The sequence below is a fragment of the Mesorhizobium sp. PUT5 genome, from assembly GCF_052216645.1.
Lineage (GTDB): Bacteria > Pseudomonadota > Alphaproteobacteria > Rhizobiales > Rhizobiaceae > Mesorhizobium.
The window spans coordinates 2255814-2277376 of the sequence record NZ_JBQOSO010000003.1; the positions used below are offsets into that span (position 1 = coordinate 2255814).

The 21563-nt window shown below is 65.9% G+C and carries 22 protein-coding genes; 7 read left to right on the forward strand and 15 right to left on the reverse strand.

The window, feature by feature from the left end:
* Positions 1-246 precede the first annotated feature (246 nt).
* The 7 genes from gmk to fabD all read right to left on the reverse strand — a co-directional run bounded on the left by gmk (position 247) and on the right by fabD (position 6653).
* Positions 247-903, reverse strand: a complete 657-nt coding sequence (gene gmk / locus ACTDI4_RS12520) for a guanylate kinase (protein ID WP_442841461.1) — start codon at positions 901-903, stop codon at positions 247-249.
* Positions 904-906: 3 nt separating this feature from the next.
* Positions 907-1797 carry a YicC/YloC family endoribonuclease gene (locus tag ACTDI4_RS12525; protein WP_442841462.1) on the reverse strand — a complete coding sequence of 297 codons (891 nt, stop codon included), beginning with the start codon at positions 1795-1797 and terminating at the stop codon, positions 907-909.
* Between the two features lie 47 nt (positions 1798-1844).
* Entirely contained in the window at positions 1845-3050 is a 1206-nt protein-coding gene (gene mltG, locus ACTDI4_RS12530) for an endolytic transglycosylase MltG (protein WP_442841463.1), read from the reverse strand.
* Positions 3051-3143: 93 nt separating this feature from the next.
* The gene (gene fabF / locus ACTDI4_RS12535; RefSeq protein WP_442841464.1) at positions 3144-4406 is read right to left on the reverse strand and encodes a beta-ketoacyl-ACP synthase II; all 1263 of its coding nucleotides are present in this window, start codon (positions 4404-4406) and stop codon (positions 3144-3146) included.
* Between the two features lie 34 nt (positions 4407-4440).
* Positions 4441-4677: an acyl carrier protein gene (locus tag ACTDI4_RS12540; protein WP_006203723.1), complete on the reverse strand. Its 237-nt coding sequence runs from the start codon at positions 4675-4677 to the stop codon at positions 4441-4443.
* Positions 4678-4923: 246 nt separating this feature from the next.
* Entirely contained in the window at positions 4924-5661 is a 738-nt protein-coding gene (gene fabG, locus ACTDI4_RS12545) for a 3-oxoacyl-[acyl-carrier-protein] reductase (RefSeq protein WP_442841465.1), read from the reverse strand.
* 50 nt (positions 5662-5711) lie between these two features.
* A complete protein-coding gene (gene fabD, locus ACTDI4_RS12550; RefSeq protein WP_442841466.1) occupies positions 5712-6653 on the reverse strand; it encodes an ACP S-malonyltransferase in 942 nt (313 codons plus the stop codon).
* 305 nt (positions 6654-6958) lie between these two features.
* Between fabD and ACTDI4_RS12555 the strand changes: the two genes are divergently transcribed.
* Both ACTDI4_RS12555 and rpmG read left to right on the forward strand, forming a co-directional pair.
* A complete protein-coding gene (locus tag ACTDI4_RS12555; RefSeq protein WP_442841467.1) occupies positions 6959-8815 on the forward strand; it encodes an LTA synthase family protein in 1857 nt (618 codons plus the stop codon).
* 142 nt (positions 8816-8957) lie between these two features.
* On the forward strand, positions 8958-9125 hold the full coding sequence (gene rpmG, locus ACTDI4_RS12560; protein ID WP_019173400.1) for a 50S ribosomal protein L33: 168 nt from the start codon (positions 8958-8960) through the stop codon (positions 9123-9125).
* A 74-nt stretch (positions 9126-9199) separates the two neighbouring features.
* Here rpmG and ACTDI4_RS12565 read toward each other — a convergent pair whose 3' ends face one another.
* The 5 genes from ACTDI4_RS12565 to ACTDI4_RS12585 form a co-directional block, all read right to left on the reverse strand.
* Positions 9200-9637 carry a DUF1489 family protein gene (locus ACTDI4_RS12565; protein ID WP_442841468.1) on the reverse strand — a complete coding sequence of 146 codons (438 nt, stop codon included), beginning with the start codon at positions 9635-9637 and terminating at the stop codon, positions 9200-9202.
* A 65-nt stretch (positions 9638-9702) separates the two neighbouring features.
* The gene (locus ACTDI4_RS12570; RefSeq protein ID WP_442841469.1) at positions 9703-11106 is read right to left on the reverse strand and encodes an L-serine ammonia-lyase; all 1404 of its coding nucleotides are present in this window, start codon (positions 11104-11106) and stop codon (positions 9703-9705) included.
* A gap of 176 nt (positions 11107-11282) precedes the next feature.
* Positions 11283-12764, reverse strand: a complete 1482-nt coding sequence (gene gatA, locus ACTDI4_RS12575) for an Asp-tRNA(Asn)/Glu-tRNA(Gln) amidotransferase subunit GatA (RefSeq protein ID WP_442841470.1) — start codon at positions 12762-12764, stop codon at positions 11283-11285.
* A 52-nt stretch (positions 12765-12816) separates the two neighbouring features.
* Positions 12817-13104 carry an Asp-tRNA(Asn)/Glu-tRNA(Gln) amidotransferase subunit GatC gene (gatC, locus tag ACTDI4_RS12580; protein WP_442841471.1) on the reverse strand — a complete coding sequence of 96 codons (288 nt, stop codon included), beginning with the start codon at positions 13102-13104 and terminating at the stop codon, positions 12817-12819.
* A gap of 86 nt (positions 13105-13190) precedes the next feature.
* A complete protein-coding gene (locus ACTDI4_RS12585; protein ID WP_442841472.1) occupies positions 13191-13898 on the reverse strand; it encodes a metal-dependent hydrolase in 708 nt (235 codons plus the stop codon).
* A gap of 72 nt (positions 13899-13970) precedes the next feature.
* Here ACTDI4_RS12585 and ruvX point away from each other — a divergent pair, with 72 nt between their 5' ends.
* Positions 13971-14459: a Holliday junction resolvase RuvX gene (gene ruvX / locus ACTDI4_RS12590; protein ID WP_442841473.1), complete on the forward strand. Its 489-nt coding sequence runs from the start codon at positions 13971-13973 to the stop codon at positions 14457-14459.
* On the opposite strand, the gene ACTDI4_RS12595 is transcribed toward ruvX, so the two are convergent.
* Both ACTDI4_RS12595 and ACTDI4_RS12600 read right to left on the reverse strand, forming a co-directional pair.
* The gene (locus tag ACTDI4_RS12595) at positions 14395-14718 is read right to left on the reverse strand and encodes a DUF6105 family protein (protein ID WP_442841474.1); all 324 of its coding nucleotides are present in this window, start codon (positions 14716-14718) and stop codon (positions 14395-14397) included. The genes ruvX and ACTDI4_RS12595 overlap by 65 nt on opposite strands.
* 192 nt (positions 14719-14910) lie before the next feature.
* The gene (locus ACTDI4_RS12600) at positions 14911-16542 is read right to left on the reverse strand and encodes an acyl-CoA dehydrogenase family protein (RefSeq protein WP_442841475.1); all 1632 of its coding nucleotides are present in this window, start codon (positions 16540-16542) and stop codon (positions 14911-14913) included.
* A gap of 148 nt (positions 16543-16690) precedes the next feature.
* On the opposite strand from ACTDI4_RS12600, the gene ACTDI4_RS12605 reads away from it, so the two are divergent.
* From ACTDI4_RS12605 to dprA, 4 genes are read left to right on the forward strand one after another with little or no spacing between them, the layout of a single operon-like run.
* Entirely contained in the window at positions 16691-17656 is a 966-nt protein-coding gene (locus ACTDI4_RS12605) for an aspartate carbamoyltransferase catalytic subunit (protein WP_442841476.1), read from the forward strand.
* A complete protein-coding gene (locus tag ACTDI4_RS12610) occupies positions 17653-18939 on the forward strand; it encodes a dihydroorotase (RefSeq protein ID WP_442841477.1) in 1287 nt (428 codons plus the stop codon). Before ACTDI4_RS12605 ends, ACTDI4_RS12610 begins: the two co-directional genes overlap by 4 nt.
* Positions 18940-18973: 34 nt before the next feature.
* Positions 18974-19561, forward strand: coding sequence for a glycerol-3-phosphate 1-O-acyltransferase PlsY (plsY, locus tag ACTDI4_RS12615; protein ID WP_442841478.1), 588 nt, complete (start codon positions 18974-18976; stop codon positions 19559-19561).
* The gene (dprA, locus tag ACTDI4_RS12620) at positions 19558-20688 is read left to right on the forward strand and encodes a DNA-processing protein DprA (RefSeq protein ID WP_442841479.1); all 1131 of its coding nucleotides are present in this window, start codon (positions 19558-19560) and stop codon (positions 20686-20688) included. Before plsY ends, dprA begins: the two co-directional genes overlap by 4 nt.
* Before the next feature lie 74 nt (positions 20689-20762).
* Here the strand turns inward: dprA and ACTDI4_RS12625 are convergent, their stop codons facing one another.
* Positions 20763-21563: an FAD binding domain-containing protein gene (locus ACTDI4_RS12625; RefSeq protein WP_442841480.1), complete on the reverse strand. Its 801-nt coding sequence runs from the start codon at positions 21561-21563 to the stop codon at positions 20763-20765.

Here is a 21563-nt window from a genome sequence, read left to right on the forward strand (position 1 = left end):
AGGGCGAATCAGCGTTCGTCGAAATGCCCGCCCTGATTCCCGATCGTCCTCGCCCGATTCGCACAGACATCCGGTCCTGATCGGGCCGGATTTTCCGCGGCGCCGATTCCATCCGGGTCGGCATGCCGCCCCGGTCGGTCGCCCTTAGAGCAATTCCAGCAAAAGTGCGAAGCGGTTTTGCGTTCGGAATTGCGTCAAAACAAAGGGTTAGAGCAATTCCGCGATTCGGAGAAAAGCGGAAACGCTCTAATCCACGTCCTCGGCGAGCAAGCCCGACACGAAATCGAACAGGCCGGGCCGCCTGTCCCGGCGCAACCGCTCGGCGGCGACGACCGCACGCACCTCCGAGAAGGCGCGGTCGAGATCGTCGTTGACGATGACGAAATCGTACTCCGTCCAGTGCTCGATCTCGTCGCGCGCGTTCTTCAGCCGCGTCTCGATTACCGCTTCCTGGTCCTCGGCGCGGCGCTTCAGCCGCGCCTTCAGTTCCTTCATGGACGGCGGCAGGATAAAGATGGAGACGATGTCGCCGCGCATCTTCTCCTTGAGCTGCTTGGCGCCCTGCCAGTCGATGTCGAACAGCATGTCGCGGCCCTCGGCCATCGCGCGCTCGGCCGGCTCGCGCGGCGTGGCGTAGAAATTGCCGTGCACCTCAGCCCACTCCAGCAGCTCGTCATTGTCGCGCAGGATCTCGAATTCCCGTTGCGTGCGGAAATGATAATGGATGCCGTCGATCTCGCTGCCGCGCCGCGGCCGCGTAGTCACGCTCACCGAAAGCTCGAAGCCCTGATCGCTCTCGATCAGGTTGCGCGCTATGGTCAACTTGCCAGCGCCCGAAGGCGAGGACAGCACGAGCATCAAGCCCCGGCGGCGGATGCGGGAACCGGTGTCCTTGGGCACCATAAGCTACTCCAGATTCTGGACCTGTTCACGGAACTGGTCGACCACCGCCTTCAGTTCCAGCCCGACGGCGGTGACGGCGGCGGCGTTCGACTTCGAGCACAGCGTATTCGATTCGCGGTTGAATTCCTGCGCCAGAAAGTCGAGCTTGCGACCGACGGCGCCGCCCGCGGCAAGCAATGCACGGCCCGAGGCCACATGCGTCTTCAGCCGGTCGATCTCCTCGCGTATGTCGGCCTTGGTGGCCAGGAACGCGGCTTCCTGATGCAGCCGCGCCTCGTCCAGATTGGCCGAGGCGTCCATAAGCAGCCGCACCTGCTCGGCAATGCGCTCGCGGATTGCGGCAGGCTCGCGCGAAGGATCGGCCTCGGCCCGCAGCGTCAACGCCTCGATGGCATCGAGATGGCCGGCAAGCAGATCGCCCAACGCCGCGCCCTCGCCGCGGCGGGCGTTCTCCAGGCCGGCAAGCGCATCAGCCAGGGCGGCCTCGATCGCCGCGTCCAGCGCGGCACGTTCGTCGTCGCTCTCCACCGCATCGGGCATCTCCAGCACGCCGCGCAAGGCAAGCAGACCGTCGGCGGTGGCGGGCGCGGCGCCGAATTGCTCCTGCAGCCGCTGCGCCAGACCGGCCACATCCTTCAGGAATGCCTCGTTGATGACCGGCTGCCCCTGCGCAGCACCCGTGCGCGATACCGCCAGCGCGGCCTGGAAACTGCCGCGTGCAAAGCGCTTCTGCACGGCCTGCCGCAGCATAGGCTCAAGCCGCTCGAAACCGGGCGGCAGGCGCAACCGGATCTCAAGGCCCTTGCCGTTGACGGATTTCACTTCCCACGCGATCGCGGCGCCCGCATGATCGGCGGAAGCGCGCGCAAAACCGGTCATGCTCTGCAAGTTCATGGCACCCCCTTGGCACCTCTGCCCCGACAAATTCGCAATGCCGGCGGCTATTGCGAGGTGTCGGGCTGTGCGCCGGACTGACCGCCGCCGTCCGCCCCGGGTTGCGGCGCTGCGGCCTTGGCGGCTTCCTCGGCCTGCTTCTTCTGCAGCGCGCGATAGCGGGCGACGTTCTGGTTGTGCTCTTCGAGCGTGGCTGCGAATACATGCCCGCCATTACCGTCGGCGACGAAATAGAGGTCCTTCGTCTGCGATGGATTGGCCACGGCTTCCAACGCCGCGCGGCCGGGATTGGCGATCGGCGTCGGCGGCAGGCCATTGATCTGATAGGTGTTGTAGGGCGTGGCCTTGTCGATGTCGGATTGATAGATCGGCCGATCGGCCGGCTTGCCCTTGCCGCCGAACAGCCCGTAGATGATGGTCGGGTCCGATTGCAGGCGCATGCCCTTGGCCAGCCTGTTCAGGAACACGGCGGCGACGCGCGAACGCTCGTCGCTGCGGCCGGTCTCCTTCTCCACGATCGAAGCCAGGGTGACGAAATCCTCGACATTGGCGATCGGCAGGTCGGGCACGCGACGCGTCCATACCTCCTCCACCAGTTTCTTCTGGTCGGCCAGCAGCTTGTCGACCATCTGCTGGCGCGTGGCGCCGCGCGTGAAACGTAGCGTGTCGGTGGCGAGGCTGCCTTCCTGCGGCAACTCAGCCGGCATGTCGCCGGTCAATTCGGCCTGGGACGCGATGCGTTCGAATGCCTGTTCGACCGTCAGTCCCTCGGGGATGGTCAACGAATACATCACCGACTTGCCGCTTTTCATCAGGTCCATGATGTCGTGCATCGAGGCGTGCGGATCGATCGCATATTCGCCTGCCTTCAACGCGGAATCATTGCCATAGGCACGCACGCCGATGCGGAATATGCGCGCGTCGCTGATGAGGCCGCGCCGCTCCAGTTGGTCGGCGATTTCGGCCACCCGCATGCTGGGCTTGACCAGCACGGTGCCGCCACCGGCCGAAGAGCCGGGTTCGTTGAAGGCCTGTCGGCCGAAATAAAGCGCGGCGCCCACCGCCAGGATGACCAGAACGATGCAGGAAAAAAGGAAATTCAGGAACACCACCGTCTGGCTGCGCGACGCGCGCGAGCGCCTGGGCGGAGGGGGCGTGCCGGCCTCGGGCCGCAACGCCTCGCTCGCCGTCTTCGGCACGAAGGGCGCAGCGGGACGGGCGTTTCCCTCATTGTCCGCAGGACTGGTGTTCATGGCACCCTACCGCTTGTTCTTCCGGCGATTCCCCGACTGCAGAGTAGGAGGGAATATGGCAAAATTTCCGGCAGGGCCTTCCCGGCACGCGGATCAGCCATTGTATCGCTGGAAGACGAGCGAGGCGTTGGTGCCGCCGAAGCCGAAGGAATTGGAGAGCGCGACGTCGATCTGCCGCTTGCGCGGCGTGTTCGGCACGAGATCGATCTGCGTCTCGCGCTCGGGATTGTCCAGATTGATGGTGGCCGGCGCGATGTTGTCGCGGATGGCCAGAATGGAAAAGATCGCCTCGGCCGCTCCCGCCGCACCGAGCAGATGGCCGATCGACGACTTGGTGGACGACATCGACACTTTCGGGGCGGCATCGCCGACCAGGCGCTCGACGGCGCCGAGCTCGATCGTGTCGGCCATGGTCGAGGTGCCGTGGGCGTTGATATAGTCGATGTCGGCGGGCTTCAGTCCCGCACGCTTCAGTGCAGCGCTCATGCAACGGAACGCGCCGTCGCCATCTTCGGCCGGAGCGGTGATGTGGTAGGCGTCGCCGGTCATGCCGTAGCCGGTAACCTCGGCATAAATCTTGGCGCCGCGCGCCTTGGCGTGCTCCAGTTCCTCCAGGACCACGACGCCGGCGCCCTCGCCCATGACGAAGCCGTCGCGGTCGCGATCATAGGGGCGCGACGCCTTTTCAGGCGCGTCGTTGCGCTCGGTGGAGAGCGCGCGGCAGGCCGCGAAGCCGGCCAGAGAAAGCCGCGTCACCGGCGCCTCGGCGCCGCCTGCCAGCATCACGTCGGCATCGCCGAACTGGATCAGCCGCGCCGCATCGCCGATCGCGTGCGCGCCGGTGGAGCAGGCGGTGACCACGGCGTGGTTCGGGCCTTTCAGCCCATGCCGGATCGAGACCTGCCCGGACACCAGGTTGATGATGTTGCCGGGAATGAAGAAGGGGCTGATACGACGAGGGCCGCGATCATGCAGGATGAGCGCGTTCTCGGCGATGCCTTCGATGCCGCCGATGCCGGAGCCGATCATGACGCCGGTGGCGCATTGTTCTTCATGCGTCTTCGGCTGCCAGCCCGAATCCTTCAGCGCCTCGTCGGCGGCCGCGATCCCATAGAGGATGAAGTCGCCGATCTTGCGCAGTTCCTTGGCTTCAAGGACCGATTCGGGATTGAAGGTGGCGCCGGAGCCGTCGCCCCGCGGTATGACGTGGGCGATCTTGCAGGCAAGATCGTCCACCTCGAAGCTGGTGACGCGCGTTGCCGCGCTGCGGCCGGTCAGAAGCTCTTTCCAACCGTGCTCGGCCCCGACGCCGAAAGGCGACAGCAGGCCGAGACCCGTAACGACGACGCGTCTCATCGCAGATACTCTTCAGCGGCGACTGCGTTGGAAATCAGGCCGAAGCCTTGTCGATGTACTTCACGGCATCGCCGACCGTGAGAATGGTCTCGGCCGCATCGTCCGGGATCTCGACACCGAATTCTTCTTCGAACGCCATGACAAGTTCGACCGTGTCGAGGCTGTCTGCGCCCAGATCGTCGATGAAGCTGGCCTGCTCCGTCACCTTATCGGCGTCGACGCCAAGATGTTCGATGACGATCTTTTTGACGCGCTCTGCGGTGTCACTCATATGGGCATCCTCGTCTTCAAGTTTGTTTGTCTTCGTTAGCGGGCATGTTGCCCCTAATCAAGCTGAAAGATGGGCCTGCCGGAAACGCTGCCAGGCTGGCCACGGTCGCCCGAAAACCCCCGGGTTGCGGGCCGCATTACACGAAAACGTCGCTGGCTCCAAGCGGGGCCGGGCTTTTTCCCCGCCCCGTCGTTTCCTGTCCCCAGGGTTGCTACTCCGGATTTGCCTCGACCAATGCCGGATCGGTCAGATCATCGCCATGCCGCCGTTGACGTGCAGCGTCTGGCCTGTGACATAGGCTGCCTCGTCCGAAGCGAGATAGGCGACCGCCGAGGCGACCTCGGCGCCGGTCCCCATCCGCCTGGTGGGGATGGCGGCCATGATGGCCTCTTTCTGCTTGTCGTTCAGCTTGTCGGTCATGGCCGATTCGATGAAGCCCGGCGCGACGCAGTTGACGGTCACGCTGCGGGTCGCGATCTCCTGGGCCAACGACTTGGAAAAGCCGATCATGCCGGCCTTGGAAGCGCAATAGTTCGCCTGGCCAGGGTTTCCGGTCACGCCGACCACGGAGGTGATGTTGATGATGCGGCCGTGGCGGCGGCGCATCATCGGATGGGTGAGTTCCCGGGTCAGGCGGAACACGGCGGTCAGGTTCACCTCCATCACCGAATCCCAGTCCGCGTCGGACATGCGCACGAACAGCCCGTCCCTGGTGATGCCGGCGTTGTTGACGAGGATGTCCACTCCCTCCAGTTCGGCTTCCGCCTTCTGGCCGAGCGCCTTGACTTCGTCGCGGTCGGACAGATTCGCCGGGAAGAGCTTCACCCGGTCGCCCAGTTCGGCAGCCAACGCCTCGAGCCTCTCCATGCGGGTGCCATGCAGCCCGACGGTCGCTCCCTGCGCGTGCAGCACGCGCGCGATCGCTTCGCCGATGCCACCCGTCGCCCCGGTGACAAGCGCCTTGCGGCCGGTCAGATCGAACATTGTTGTCTCCTTGGAACGCTCTCCCGGTAAGAGAGGTCGAATGTAACAGGTCAGCCCAAAGTCGCCAGCGCCGCGTCCACGTCGGCAGGCGTGCCGACGGAAGCCGTGGCGATGTCGCGGTTGATGCGCCGGGCCAGGCCTGACAGCACCTTGCCCGCGCCCACCTCGTAGAGCGTAGTCATGCCGTTGGCGCCGAACCATTCCACCGTCTCGCGCCAGCGCACGCGGCCCGTCACCTGCTCGACCAGGCGGCTGGCGATGGTTTCGGGATCGCTCGTCGGCGCAACGGACACGTTCGACACGACCGGCACGGCCGGCGCAATTTTCTTCACGCCGGCCAGTGCCTCGCGCATCGCTTCGGCGGCCGGCGCCATCAGCGCGCAATGGAAGGGTGCCGACACCTGCAGCATCAACGCGCGCTTGGCGCCCTTTTCGGTGCACAGCCTGGCGGCCAGTTCGACCGCCGCCCTGGCGCCGGAGATGACGAGCTGCCCGCCGCCATTGTCGTTGGCCACCTGGCAAACCGATCCCTTCGCGGCTTCGGCGCAGGCGGCTTCGACGTCGGCCTGCTCCAGCCCGATGATGGCGGCCATGGCGCCCTCGCCCACAGGCACGGCGGACTGCATGGCGTTGCCGCGGATGCGCAGGAGCCGCGCCGCATCGGCCACGGAAACGAAGCCTGCGGCGGCAAGCGCCGAATACTCGCCGAGCGAGTGGCCGGCGACGTAGGAGACCTTGTCCTTCAGCGAAAAGCCGCGCGCTTCCAGCGCCCTGACGGCAGCGAGCGAAACCGCCATGAGCGCCGGCTGGGCGTTGGCCGTCAGCGTCAGCGTCTCCTCCGGGCCTTCCCAGATAACGGCGGAAAGCTTCTCGCCCAGCGCCTCGTCGACCTCCTCGAAGACGCGCCGCGCCTCGGGGAACGCATCGGCCAGGTCCTTGCCCATGCCGACGGCCTGGCTGCCCTGTCCGGGAAAGGTGAATGCGATCGCCATGTTGCTGACCCCGTTCCGTCTCTCGATGCCTGCCTGTGGCGCAAGCGGCCCCGCCAAGTCAAGCCCGCCGACGGCCGGGGTCCCGCCGGCCGGCAGGCCGTGGGCCGCTCACGCATGATTAAAGGCAGACACTATTTTTTGCCGGCTTGTCCCGCTTTTGCCGCAACCGCCGGGTTTGCGTGACGGTTTCATGACAGTTAAATGACATATTTTCGCGTGCGTTCCGGGAGTTGGAGTTGGCGACGGGCAGAGCAAACACAGCAATGGCCGCATCTGCGGGCACGAGCATTCCGCCACGCGCCGGAATGCGGAGCGCACGGATTTGGCCCGCAGCCCGCTACGGCTTCTATTCGCTTCTGGCTTCGGCCACCCTCGTCTTTGCCATCGAACTGATTTTTCGGGGTGATTTCGGCTCCACGACCGGCTTCTTCCTGCAGCCGTTCAAGCCGGGCTGGACGACGATCGTGCTTTTCACGCTGACGGTGATCGCGCTGGACGCGTTGCTGGGCCGCGCATATCAGGCGCTGATCCTGGTGGCGCCGCTGACGCTGACGCTGGCCTTCATCGGCCATCAGAAATCGCACTATCTGGGCGATCCGCTCTATCCGACCGATTTCCTCTTCGCTCGCCAGATCGTCGACCTTCTGCCGCTTCTGGTCCGTGAGAGGCCGCTGACAGGCCTGGCCATGGTCGCCGGGCTGGCAGGCGTCCTGGCTCTGCTCATCTTCGCCTGGCGTCAGTGCTGCCGCCGAATCCGCGTCATGAGCTACCGGGGCCGTGCCGCCCGGCTGGCATTGTGCATCCCGTTGCTGGCCTCTTTCGTCTCCATCATGGACTACGCCACATTCTCGTGGACGCGAGACCGGCTGAACATCATCCCGATGATGTGGGACCAGAAGGAGAACTACAACTCCAACGGGTTCGCGCTGGCCTTCGCGCTCAACGTGCCGATGGCGCATGTCACGGCACCCGCCGGCTATTCCGACAAGGCCATCGCGGCCATCGCCAAGCCCCAGGTCACAGCCTCGGTGCCGGCGGATAAGCCGGACATCATTATCGTGATGAGCGAATCCTTCTGGGATCCGACGGAACTGCCGGGCGTCACCATCACGCCGGACCCGATTCCGACGGTGCGGTCGCTGCAATCGGGTTCGGTGTTCTCGCCGGAATTCGGCGGCATGACGGCCAATGTCGAGTTTGAGGCGCTGACGGGCTTTTCCAACGCGTTCCTGCCGGCCGGCTCGATTCCCTACCAGCAATATGTGCGCGCGCCGGTTCCCTCGCTGGCCACCTTCCTGAAGAGCGAGGGCTACGAGGCGCGGGCCATTCACCCCGGCACCAACTGGTTCTGGAACCGTGGCAACGTCTACCAGGATTTCGGCTTCGACGATTTCAAGTCGGAGGAGAACCTGCCGCCCATGATCAAGCGCGGGCCGCTGGCCTCCGACGAATCGATGACCGACGAGATCATCCGCGAGGGCGAGGAGACGGACGCGCCGTTCTTCTTCTTTGCCGTAAGCCTCCAGAACCATGGGCCTTACGAGCCCAATCGCTACCCAGACGCCGCCCACGCAGTGCAGGCTTCCACCAGTCAGTGGGCACGCGATTCGCTGCAGAGCTATGCGGAGGGCGCAGCCGATGCCGACCGCGGCCTGCAGCGCCTGATCGACTGGGCTAAGAATCGCGACCGGCCGACCGTGATCGCTTTCTTCGGCGACCACCTGCCCCCGCTCGGCCCCGTCTATGTCGAGACCGGCTTCCTCAAGAACAACGTCGCGCCCCGCAAGGAAGCCCCCGACCAGATGCTCAGGCACCACAATACCCCGCTGGTGCTGTGGTCGAACAGGACCGGCCCGGTCGAGCAGACCGGCGCGATCAGCCCTGCCCTGCTGCCCTTCCACGTGCTCAAGGCGGCGGGCATCACCCACCCCTACTACACGGGCTTCCTCGGCGCGCTCAGCGAACGCTACCGCATCGTCGACCGCAACGTGCTCTTCGACGCCAATGGCGAGGCGACGCCCGACTGGGCGCAGCAAAAGGAGACCGACCCGGCGATCCGCGATTTTCGCTACCTTCAATACGACATGATGTTCGGCAAGCGCCGCGCCGGCCCCGATTTCTTCCCCGAGACGGTGAACAAGCTCATTGCCCACACAAGCTGAGAGCCGGTCCGGCCGGGCGACGAGGGACACGAAGGCTTGACTTTCCGGGCGCATTCTTTATGTGTCGCGCCAAGTTTCCCGCGCCCGGGCGCCGTGCCCGTGCTCCTGCGGCTCGAACCCCAGACATCAACGGACTGACATCATGGCCAAAGCCGCAAACATCAAGATCAAGCTTCTTTCGACCGCCGATACCGGCTTCTTCTACGTGACGAGCAAGAACAGCCGCACCAAGACCGAGAAGCTGTCGTTTCGCAAGTACGATCCGGTCGCCAAGAAGCACGTCGAGTTCAAGGAAACCAAGATCAAGTAATTCGGGGTTTCCGCCGAAAACAAAAAAGCCGTCCTTCGGGGCGGCTTTTTTGTTATGGCCCCCAGGCCGGCGCCTCACAGAAGGCCGAGTTCGGCCAGGTCCTGTCTGAGCTTCGCAGGCATCTCGGCCAGCGCCGAGCGCCCCGTTCCGAGGTCGGCGGGCGCATCCTCAGGCTTCAGATAGCGCCAGCCCTGGAAGGCCCGACGCGGCTGCCACTGCGTGCGCACGACATGCGGATCGAGCACGAGGCGGCAACGGCCGATGCCCTCGGCATCGGTGAAGGGCCGGATCTCCGTGATGAGCTGGCGGCATTGCACCGAGCCCTTGATGACCCAGTAGAGCGAGCCGCCGTCCACGATCTCGGCGCCACGCGTCGGCACCATACGGGTGGTATGGTACTGCTCCACGGGCTGCCCGGCCCGTCGGCATTCGTCGAGCCTGAAGGCGATCCACTCCTCAAGGTCCTCGACGCTGTCGCAGCCGACGCACAATTTTATCAGGTTGAGAGCCATGGCTTCACGTTAGCCCGCCGCCGACGCGCGTCAACGGCCTGAACCGTTTCTCCACATGCGGCGCATCAGCACTCCACCACATTGACCGCAAGGCCGCCCAGGCTGGTCTCCTTGTATTTCTCGTTCATGTCCAGCCCGGTCTGGCGCATGGTCTCTATCGCCGCGTCGAGCGGAACAAAATGTGTTCCATCGCCCTTGATGGCAAGGGAGGCGGCCGTCACCGCCTTGACCGCGCCGAGAGCGTTGCGCTCGATGCAGGGCACCTGCACCAATCCGGCTACGGGGTCGCAGGTCATGCCCAGATGATGCTCCAGTGCGATCTCCGCCGCGTTCTCGACCTGCTCGGGCGTGCCGCCCATGACCGCGCACAGGCCGGCGGCGGCCATCGCCGAAGCCGATCCCACCTCGCCCTGGCAGCCGACTTCGGCACCGGAGATCGAGGCGTTGGTCTTGATGATGCCGCCGACCGCCGCGGCGGTGAGCAGGAAGTCGCGGATGCTGGCCTGATCCGCTTCCGGGTGGAAATGCAGCCAGTAGCGCAGTACGGCCGGCAGCGTTCCCGCCGCCCCGTTCGTCGGTGCGGTGACCACGCGCCCGCCTGCCGCATTCTCCTCATTGACCGCCATGGCGTAGATCGACAGCCAGTCGTTGGCCAGCACCGGATTGGGCCGGTTCTGCTGCCATTCCTCCTGCAGCTTGTCGTGCAACTGGCGGGCGCGGCGGCGCACCTTCAGGCCGCCCGGCATGATGCCTTCCTGCGTCAATCCGCGCTCGATGCAGCCGCGCATGGCGCCCCAGATCGCGTCCAGGCCGGAATCGAGCTCCGCGCGCGGCATGTGCGTCTCCTCATTGGTCCGCTTCATGTCGGCGATGGAAAGGCCGCTCCTGGCCGCCATGGCGAGCATCTCGGCAGCCGTCTTGAAGGGATAAGGCACCTTCTTTCCCTCGGTGTTGACCGAGCCGCGCGTCTTCATGCGCTGCAACTCCTCCTCGGAAACCACGAAGCCGCCGCCGATGGAATAATAGATGCGTTTCAGGAGCAGCCGGTCGCCGGAATCATAGGCATAGAAGGCCATGCCGTTGGCATGTCCGGTCAGCGGCGTCTTCTTGTCCAGCACGAGATCCTTGCCGGGATCGAAGCGGTAGGAGGGGTGTCCGGGCGGAGCGATTCGCTTCTCGGCCGCCACCTTGGCGATGATGGTATCGACATGGTCGGGATCGACGCTTTGTGGAGTGAGCCCGGTCAGGCCCAGCACGACAGCGCGGTCGCTGCCGTGGCCGATGCCGGTATAGGCCAGCGAGCCGTGCAGGCTGGCGCCAAGGCGGTCGACCTTCGCGCCGGCTGGCCGCGGCCAGTCGTCCGACAGCAATTCGGCAAGAAAGCGCGTGGCCGCCGTCATCGGCCCCATCGTGTGCGACGAGGACGGGCCGATGCCGATCTTGAACAGGTCGAAAACCGAAAGGAACACGCGAGGATCTCCCAAAGCAAGCGTTGGCCTACATATAGGAAACCGGCAACAGCGCGCGACGGAATTCGCGCCATCCGGCTGCCGTTTTGCGCACGCGCCTGCAAACCGGTTATCTTGGCCGGCCGCACCGCGACGTGCGGACAATCAGCCGACCGGCGAAACCGGAGCGCGCGCGGCTACCACCATGCCTGCGGCTGGAACCTGCCTGCCGCCTGTTCGATGACATGGGCGGTCTGGAACAGCGTTTCCTCGTCGAAGGGCCGGCCGATGAGCTGCAGCCCCAGCGGCAGGCCCTTGGCGTCGAGCCCCGCAGGCACGGCGATGCCCGGCAGGCCGGCCATGTTCACCGTCACCGTGAAGATGTCGTTGAGGTACATCTTGACCGGATCCGCGCTCATCTCCTCGTCGGCCAGGCCGAAGGCGGCCGAAGGCGTGGCGGGCGTGAGGATGACGTCGACGCCGGCGGCGAAGGCGTCCTCGAAATCCTTCTTGATGAGCGTGCGCACCTTCTGCGCCTGAAGGTAGTAGGCGTCGTAATAGCCGGCCGACAGCACATAGGTGCCGATCATGATGCGGCGCTTCACCTCGCGGCCGAAGCCGGCGGCGCGGGTGTTCTCGTACATCTCCACGATGTCCTTGCCCGGCACGCGCAAGCCGTAGCGCACGCCGTCATAGCGCGCGAGATTGGACGACGCCTCGGCCGGCGAGATGATGTAGTAGGCCGGCAGCGCATATTTTGTGTGCGGCAGCGAGATGTCGACGATCTCGGCTCCCGCCTCCTTCAGCCAGGCGATGCCCTTCTGCCACAGCGCCTCGACCTCCTGCGGCATGCCGTCCAGGCGGTATTCGCGCGGAATGCCTACCTTCATGCCCCTCACCGGGCGGCCGATCGCCGCTTCATAATCGGGCACCGGCAGATCCGTCGACGTGGTGTCCTTGGGGTCCACCGAGGCCATGGACTTGAGCAGGATCGCGGCGTCGCGCACGTCGCGCGCGATCGGCCCGGCCTGGTCGAGCGACGAGGCATAGGCCACGATGCCCCAGCGCGAACAGCGTCCGTAGGTCGGCTTGATGCCGACCGTGCCGGTGAACGCCGCCGGCTGGCGGATGGAACCGCCGGTGTCGGTTGCGGTGGCGCCCGCGCACAGGAAAGCCGAGACGGCAGCGGCCGAGCCGCCGGAGGAGCCACCCGGCACGAGCTGCTTGTTGGAGCCTTCCGCCCGCCAGGGATTGACCACCGGGCCATAATAGGACGTCTCGTTGGACGAGCCCATCGCGAACTCGTCCATGTTGAGCTTGCCCAGCATGACCGCGCCGTCGGCCCAAAGATTGCTGGTGACGGTCGATTCATAATGCGGCTTGAAGCCGTCCAGCACATGGCTGCACGCCTGCGTGTGGATGCCTTCGGTGGCGAACAGGTCCTTTATCCCCAGCGGGATGCCTTCCAGCGCGCCGCCCTGCCCCTTCGCCAACTTCACGTCCGAGGCGCCCGCCATATCGCGCGCCTTGTCGTGGGTGACCGCGATATAGGCATTGAGCGCCGGGTTGACGCGGTCGATCGCCGCCAGATAGGCGTCCGTCAGCTCGACGGCGCGGATTTCTTTGGCCTTCAGCTTGCTGCGCGCTTCGGCGATCGTCAGTCGGGTCAGGTCGGTCATCGGACAGGGTCTTTTTTACAGGAGCGGGGCGGCCGAAGCGGGAAAAGCGACGCTATTCCACCACTTTGGGGACAAGGAAAAAATTCTCTTCCGTGGCCGGCGCGTTGGCAACGATGTCGGCGGCCTTGTTGCCGTCGGTGACGACGTCCTGCCGCTTCTTCATGGCCATGGGCGCCACCGAGGTCATCGGCTCTACGCCGGTGACGTCGACCTCGTTCAACTGCTCGACGAAGCCGAGAATCACGTTCAACTCGCCGGTCATGCGCTCGGCATCTTCCTCGCTCACCGCGATGCGGGCGAGGCGCGCCACGCGCTTCACTGTCTCTCGATCTACGGACATATCATTGCCTCGGAAAAACCTGCTCGCGCTATAGCGGCCCGGCGCGGCGGGCGCAACCGGCTACGCCGGGCAGCCGAGGCCCCGCGTCACAAGGTGAACGGCTCGCCGATCTTCGGCAGCGCGACCTTGGTGCCGGAGCCTTCCAGCCCGGAAACGAAATTGTCGGCCGTCTGATCCAGCAGCGGGAACGTGCCGAAATGGCAGGGTATGGCGGTCTCGAACTTGAAGAAGCGGCGACAGGCAAGGGCCGCCACCGCGCCGCCCATGGTGAATCGGTCGCCGACCGGCACGATGCCGATCTTCGGCTCGTGCAGCTCGTTGACGAGAGCCATGTCGGAAAAGATATCGGTATCGCCCATGTGGTAGAGCGTCTTGTCGTTCGGGAAATGCAACACCAGCCCGCCCGGATTGCCCAGATAGGTGTTGGCGCCGCCCTGCCCCTGCGAGGAGGAGGAATGCAACGCCTGGACAAAAGTGGTGGTGAAGGCGCCGCAATCGACCGTGCCGCCGATATTGCCGGGGTTTATCTTGTCCTGGCCGACGCCCTTGCCGACCAGATACATGCAGATCTCGAAATTGGCGACCAGCATGGCGCCGGATTTCTTGAGCACCTCAACGGCGCCGCTGATATGGTCGTCATGGCCATGGGTGACAAGCACGTGGGTGACGCCCTCGGCCGGGCCTTCCCAGCCGCCATTCCAGGAAGGATTGCCCACCAGATACGGGTCGATCAGGATGGTGGCGCCTTGCGTCTCGACGCGGAAAGCGGAATGACCGTACCAGGTGAGTTTCATTGCCAGTGAATTCCTTCATGTATCGAGGTATGGAAGGATAGAGCGCTGGCCGGCCATGTCAAAGGAAAGCGCGTGGGTGTCGTCGCGATCGAAGAACTGAGGCGCCATCTGGCCGGCGGACGCGTGCTTGCCGGGCTGGACCTGGGCGACAAGACCATCGGCGTTGCCGTCTCGGACCGGGGCCTTTCCTTCGCCCATCCGCGCCCGGTCATCATGCGAAAAAAATTCTCGCTCGACGCGGCCGCCCTTCTGGCGGCGCTGGAAAAGGAAAATGTCGGCGCCGCCGTCATCGGGCTGCCCGTCAACATGGACGGGTCGGAAGGGCCGCGCGCGCAGAAGTCGCGCGCGTTCGTGCGCAACATGGCGCCGCTGAGCGCCCTTCCCTTCGCCTTCTGGGACGAACGGCTGTCCACCGTCGCCGCCGAACGGACGCTCATCGAGATGGATTTTTCCCGGCGCAAGCGGGCTCAGAAAATCGACTCGGCCGCCGCCGCCTTCATTCTGCAGGGAGTTCTGGACCGCCTTCAGGCGATTGGCCGCGACGAGCCGCAATTCCCCTGACCCAGCCCATGATGGTGCGGCGACGGCGGAAAGCCCATATCGCCAGCACCAGAAGCGAATCGACGATGCAGGCCTTGGCGACCATGCCGGGAATGAGCGCCGGGTCGATGCCCAGCATGTCGCCGTAGAGCTGGAAGACGAGGTCGTGCAACGGCCGGCTCAGCATCACATAGCCGAAATTGATGTCGTTGAGCGACAGGAAGAACCAGCCCCAGAACAGCGCCAGCGGGGCGGCCCACAACAGAAGCAGCGTCCGCATCAACGCTCACCTGTCCGCAGGGCGCAGAAACGCGCCCGGCTTGAGATCGGGAAAGATGGAGGGCGCTGCCGCATGGCCGTTCCTGCTTCGACTGCCGGACAGTGGGCCTTGCCGGCCGCCGCCGCAATGGAAACTATTTGTTAAGGTTAACGGCAATCCACAGCCGGGCCTTGTCGCATGCCCAAACCGTGCTCAGACCGATGGCGGATAGAGCGTATCGAGGATCATGCGCGCATCGTGGCGCGAATCGAGCATGCCGTAAGTGGTGCGCCACTGGCCGCCCAGTCGCGTCTCCACGAAGGCGTCGGCGATGCGCCCTGCCCCGAGCCGCCGCAATTCCGCCGCAGCCGCCGACAGGGCGAGCTGCTCGGTCAGAAGCCGCGCCGACCCCTCGTCGGACGCCGCCACCTGCATGGCCGCCCTGAGCACGCCGATGGTGCCGCGCCCGCCGGTGCCGAGGTCGCGATCGATGCCGGCCAGCACCTCCTCGAACAGCGCAGGCGCACGCGAAAGCACGCGCAGCACGTCCAGCGCCATGACGTTGCCGGATCCTTCCCAGATCGCGTTCACAGGCGCCTCGCGATAGTAGCGGGCGAGCGGCGCCTCCTCGACATAGCCGTTGCCGCCCAGGCATTCCATGGCCTCGTAGATCAGCGCCGGGGCGATCTTGCAAACCCAGTACTTGACCACGGGGGTCATGGCCCGCGCGAATGCCGCCTCGCCGCGGTCGCTCGCGGCATCGTCGAAGGAACGGGCGAGACGGAACGACAATGCGGTCGCCGCCGCCACGTCCAGCGCCATGTCGGCGAGCACGCGCTGCATCAGGGGCTGATCCATGAGATTTGCGCCGAACACCTTGCGATGACGTGTGTGGTGAACCGCTTCGCCAAGGGCCGCGCGCATGATCGCCGAGGAGGCGACCGCGCAATCCAGCCGCGTCAGCGTCACCATGTCCATGATGGTGCGGACGCCGGCGCCCGGTTCGCCCACCATCTCGCCGATGGCGTTCTCGAACTCCACCTCCGAAGACGCGTTGGAGCGGTTGCCCAGCTTGTCCTTCAGCCGTTGGAAACGGAAGCCGTTTCCCGACCCGTCGCCCAGCACGCGCGGCACCAGGAAGCAAGACAGGCCCTCGGGGGCCTGCGCCAGCACCAGGAAGGCGTCCGACATCGGCGCCGACATGAACCATTTATGGCCGGAAAGCCTGTAAAAGCCGCTGGAGCCGGCGCGCTCCGCCTTGGTGACATTGGCGCGCACGTCGGTGCCGCCCTGCTTCTCGGTCATGCCCATGCCGAGCGTAAGCCCCGCCTTTTCCACCGGCGGCTTCTGCGAATGGTCGTATTTGCGCGTCGTCACGCGCGGCGCCCATTCCCGGAACAGCTTGGTATTGGCCATAAGCGCCGCGAGCGAGGCGCTGGTCATGGTGATGGGGCACAGATGGCCGGTCTCCAGCTCGGCCGTCAGATAGAACCGGGCAGCACGCACCTGGTGCCGGCGGCCTGTCTCGGCCTCGCCATTTTCCCACACCGAGGAATGCAGGCCGGACGCGACCGAGCGGCGCATCAGCGCATGATAGGCCGGATGGTATTCCACCTGGTCGATGCGGCGGCCCTGGCGGTCGTAGGTTCGAAGCTTCGGCGTCTCGATATTCGCCAGCCGGGCCAGCTCCTGCGCTTCCTGGCTCAGCACGAAGCGGCCCAACCCGTCCAATTCCTTGCGCACCGGTTCGGAAAAGCGTTCGGCAAGCTGGATCAGCAACGGATCGCCCCGCCATGCGTTGCCGCCCGTCAGCGGCGGGGACTGGTTCGCTACCTCTTCTGTCACGCCTCATCCTTTTCTCGGCGACGCCCGCGAATCCGCGGCCGGCGCCCGGTTTATAGCGCAGGAGCGGTAAAAATACCGGGAGAAAATCCCGCAATCCAGAACCGGCGCTTGCCCGCGCCGGCCACCGGCCCTATAGCAGCCGCTTGTGATGACAGACGCCGCGCCCCTGCCGCTTTTCCCCCACCGCCACCTGCTCGGCATACGCGAGCTTTCCCCAGCCGACATAGAATTGCTTCTAGAGCGCGCAGACCGCGCGGTGGCGATCTCGCGCCAGCCGGAGAAGAAGACGTCGGCCCTGCGCGGCCGCACGCAGATCAACCTCTTCTATGAAGCCTCCACCCGCACGCAGTCCTCCTTCGAACTGGCGGGAAAAAGGCTCGGCGCCGACGTCATGAACATGTCGGTGGCAAGCTCCTCGGTGAAGAAGGGAGAGACGCTGATCGATACAGCGATCACGCTGAACGCCATGCGCCCCGACATCCTCATCATCCGCCATCAGTCGGCGGGCGCGGCGGCGTTGCTGGCCCAGAAGGTCGGCTGCTCGGTGGTCAATGCCGGCGACGGCACGCACGAGCATCCGACCCAGGCGCTGCTCGACGCACTCACCATCCGCCGCGCCAAGGGCGACATTTCCAAGCTGATCGTGGCGATCTGCGGCGACATCCTGCATTCGCGCGTGGCTCGCTCCAACATCATCCTGCTCAACGCACTGGGCGCCCAGGTGCGGGTCGTGGCGCCCTCCACGCTGCTGCCAGCCGGCATCGAGCAGATGGGCGTGATCGTCCACCGGTCCATGGCCGAAGGGCTGAAGGACGCCGACGTGGTGATGATGCTGCGCCTGCAGCGCGAGCGCATGGAAGGTGCCTTCGTGCCGTCGGTGCGTGAATATTTCCGCTATTTCGGCCTCGACGCAGACAAGCTGAAAGCGGCCAAGCCCGACGCGCTGGTCATGCATCCCGGCCCGATGAACCGCGGCGTCGAGATCGCCTCGGCCATCGCCGACGGGCCGCAGAGCGTCATCCAGGAACAGGTGGAGATGGGAGTGGCCGTGCGCATGGCGGTGATGGAAGCCTTGCTCGACCCGCGCCGCAACCAGGAAGGGCGCGGCGCATGACGGTCACGGTCTTTGAACGCGCCCGCATCGTCGATCCCTCGCGCGGCATCGACGAGATCGGCTCCGTCGTGGTGGAAGGCGGCAAGATCGCAGCCGCCGGCGCCTCTGCGTTGAACCAGGGTGCGCCGGAAGGTGCCGGCGTCATCGACTGCACGGCCAGGACGATCATGCCCGGGCTGGTCGATTCGCGCGTCTTCATCGGCGAACCGGGCGGCGAGCATCGCGAGACCATCGCCTCGGCCAGCGTCGCTGCCGCCGCCGGCGGCGTCACCTCGCTGGTGATGATGCCGGACACCCACCCGGCCATCGACAATGTGGCGCTGGTGGAATTCGTGCTGCGCACGGCGCGCGACACCGCCCTCGTCAACGTCTTCCCGGCCGCGGCCATCACCAAAGGGCTCGAAGGCCGCGAGATGACGGAATTCGGCCTGCTGCGCGAAGCGGGTTGCGTGGCCTTCACCGATGGGCGCCATACGATCGCGAACTCCCTGGTCATGCGCCGGGCGCTGACCTATGCGCGCGACTTCGGCGCCGTCATCGTGCATGAGACGCAAGACGCCGATCTCGCCTCGGCCGGCGTCATGAACGAAGGGCTTTATGCGAGCTGGCTCGGGCTGCCGGGCATCCCGCGCGAGGCCGAGACCATCCCGCTGGAGCGCGATCTGGCACTGGCCCGGCTGACGCGCGGCACCTACCATGCCGCCAAGATCTCGACCGCAATGTCGGCGGCGGCCATTTCCCGCGCCAAGGCCGATGGCGCCGACGTAACGGCGGGCGTGGCGATCCACAACCTTGCGCTCAACGAGAACGACGTCGGCGAATACCGCACCTTCTTCCGCCTCACCCCGCCGCTGCGCGCCGAGGAGGACAGGCTGGCGATGGTAGAGGCGCTACGCGACGGCACCATCGACCTCGTCTCCTCCTCGCACGACCCGCAGGACGTCGACACCAAGCGCCTGCCCTTCGCCGACGCCGCCGCCGGCGCGATCGGACTGGAGACGCTGCTTTCGGTGGCGCTCAGGCTTTTCCACAATGGCGATCTGCCGCTGCTCCGGCTGGTGGAAGTGCTGTCCACCGCCCCTGCCCGGCTGTTCGGCCTGCCGGGCGGAACGCTGAAGCCAGGCGCTCCCGCGGATCTTGCGCTGGTCGACCTCGACGAACCCTGGATCGTCAGCGAAGCCGGCATCCGCTCGCGTTCGAAGAACACCTGCTTCGAGGGCGCCCGGCTGCAAGGCAGGGTCTTGCAAACCATGGTCGCGGGCCGCACAGTGTTTGCTGCCTAGCTGCCGAACAGAAGCTGCAGGCGACGGGGGACCAATGACGCTTTCCATGCTCTACGCGCTCGTCGCCGGCTATCTGTGCGGTTCAATACCCTTCGGCCTGCTGCTGACGCGTGCGGCCGGGCTCGGCGACGTGCGCAAGATCGGCTCCGGCAATATCGGCGCCACCAATGTGCTGCGCACCGGCAATAAGGGTCTTGCCGCCGCGACCTTGCTGCTGGATGCGCTGAAAGGGCTCCTGCCGGCCCTGATCGCCGCCCGTTACGGTGCCTCTCTCGGTGCCCTGGCGGGCTTCGGCGCCTTCGTCGGCCACCTCTTTCCGGTCTGGCTGGGCTTCAAGGGCGGCAAGGGAGTGGCCACCTATCTCGGCGTGCTGATCGGGTTGGCGTGGAGCGTTGCGCTGATCTTCGCCGCCGTCTGGCTGCTCGTGGCGCTTTTGTTCCGCTATTCTTCGCTCGCCGCGCTGGCGGCGTGCGTGGCCGTGCCGGTCGCGCTGGCCGCACTGGGCCGCTACGAGTTCGCGCTTGCTTTCGCCTTGATGAGCGTGCTGGTCTTCTACCGGCACCGCGCCAACATCGCGCGCCTCAGAGCCGGCACGGAGGGCAAGATCGGGGCCAAGGGATGAGCGCCGCTGCCGCCGGTCCGCGCCTGAGCGACCGGCAGCGCCGTGCCTGGCTGCGCCTGATCCGAACGCCCAATGTCGGGCCTGCGACGTTCCGCGACCTCATCAACCGATATGGCTCGGCGGAAAACGCCATCGCCATGCTGCCGGAGCTGACTCTTGCGGGCGGCGCCATGCGGCGCATCCGCATCCCTTCCGTGGACGAGGCGGAAGCGGAAATGGACACCGCGGACCGCCTTGGGTGCCGCTTCGTCTGCCTCGGCGAACCGGACTATCCGCCGATCCTGAAGGCGGTCGATCATCCGCCGCCTGTACTCGCGGTGAAGGGCAACGCCGATGTGTTTCATCTGCCCGGGGTTTCGATCGTCGGCTCCCGCAACGCTTCGCTGGCCGGCATCAAGCTGGCGTGTAATTTCGCCGCCGAACTCGGGCGGGAAGGCTATTCCATCATATCCGGATTGGCGCGCGGCATCGACACGGCCGCGCACCAGGGCGCCCTTGCCACAGGCACCGTGGCCGTGTTGGCCGGCGGGCTGGACATGCCCTACCCGCCCGAGAACGCGGAACTGTTCGAGGAGATCGCCGCGCGCGGCGCGGTGGTTTCTGAAATGCCGTTCGGCTGGCAGCCGCGCGCGCAGGATTTTCCGCGTCGCAACCGCATCGTCGCCGGCCTCGGGCTCGGACTGCTGGTCGTCGAGGCGGCGAAGCGCTCCGGCTCGCTCATCAGCGCACGGCTCGCCGCCGAGATGGGCCGTCTGGTTTTCGCCGTGCCGGGCTCGCCGCTCGACCCCCGCGCCGGCGGCACCAACGGGCTTCTGAAGGACGGTGCCATCCTGACCACGGAGCCCGCCGACATCATGCAGGCGCTGGCGCCGCTGGCGGGAGCGGAACGGTCGCTGTCGCACACGCTGGAGGAGCCACCCGACTTTGCTGCTACGCCGCCGCCCGGCGACGACGATCGTACACGCGTGATCGAGGCGCTCGGTCCTGTGCCGGTCGGGGTCGACGAGATCATTCGCCACACCGGCCTGCACCCCGCACAGGTGTTTATGGTGTTGCTGGAACTGGACCTTGCCGGCCGGCTGGAGCGCCATGCGGGCGCAAGCGTCTCGCTGCTCTTTCCCGATTGATACCTGCCAGGCATGCAGGACATGAAAACGGCCGGCGTGGGAGCCGGCCGTCCATGGCTTTGGACTGACAAGCGTCAGGCGCTGGCGGCAGCCACCGCGCGCTTTGCCATCACTGCCACCAGATGGGCGCGGTATTCGGCCGAGGCATGGATGTCGGTCATGAGCGCATCGGCCGGGATGGTGACGCCGTTCACGGCGGCGGCATCGAAATTGCCGGCCAGAGCGGACTCGATTTCGGCCGAGCGGAACACGCCGTCGCCTCCGGCACCGGTCACGGCGGCGCGCACGGCTCCGTCCTTGCCCCTTGCCACGAACACGCCGACGATGGCGTAGCGCGATGCCGGGTTGCGGAACTTCTCATAGGCGGCGCGGGCAGGCGCTGTGAAGGAAATGGAGGTGATGATTTCGCCGTCCTCCAGCGCCGTCTCGAACAGGCCGGTGAAGAAGTCGTCGGCCGCGATCCTGCGCTTGTTGGTCGCGATGGTGGCCCCGAGCGCCAGAAGCGCGGCCGGATAGTCGGCGGCCGGGTCGTTGTTGGCCACCGAACCGCCAATGGTGCCCTTGTGGCGCACGGCGGGGTCGCCGATCAGCGAGGCCAGATGCGCCAGTGCCGGGCATGCCTTATTGAGGCCGGCGTCGTTGGCCACCTCGTAATGCGTGGTCGCCGCGCCGATGGTGACGGTGTCGCCGGAAATCGTGACGCCCTTCAAGGCGTCGATACGTGAAATGTCGACCAGATCGGAGGGCGCGGCAAGCCGCGTCTTCATGGCCGGAATCAGCGTCATGCCCCCCGACAGCAGCTTCGCCTCGCCGCTGCCGAGCAGCTTGGCGGCGTCCTCGACCGAGGCGGCACGGTGATAATTGACCGAATACAT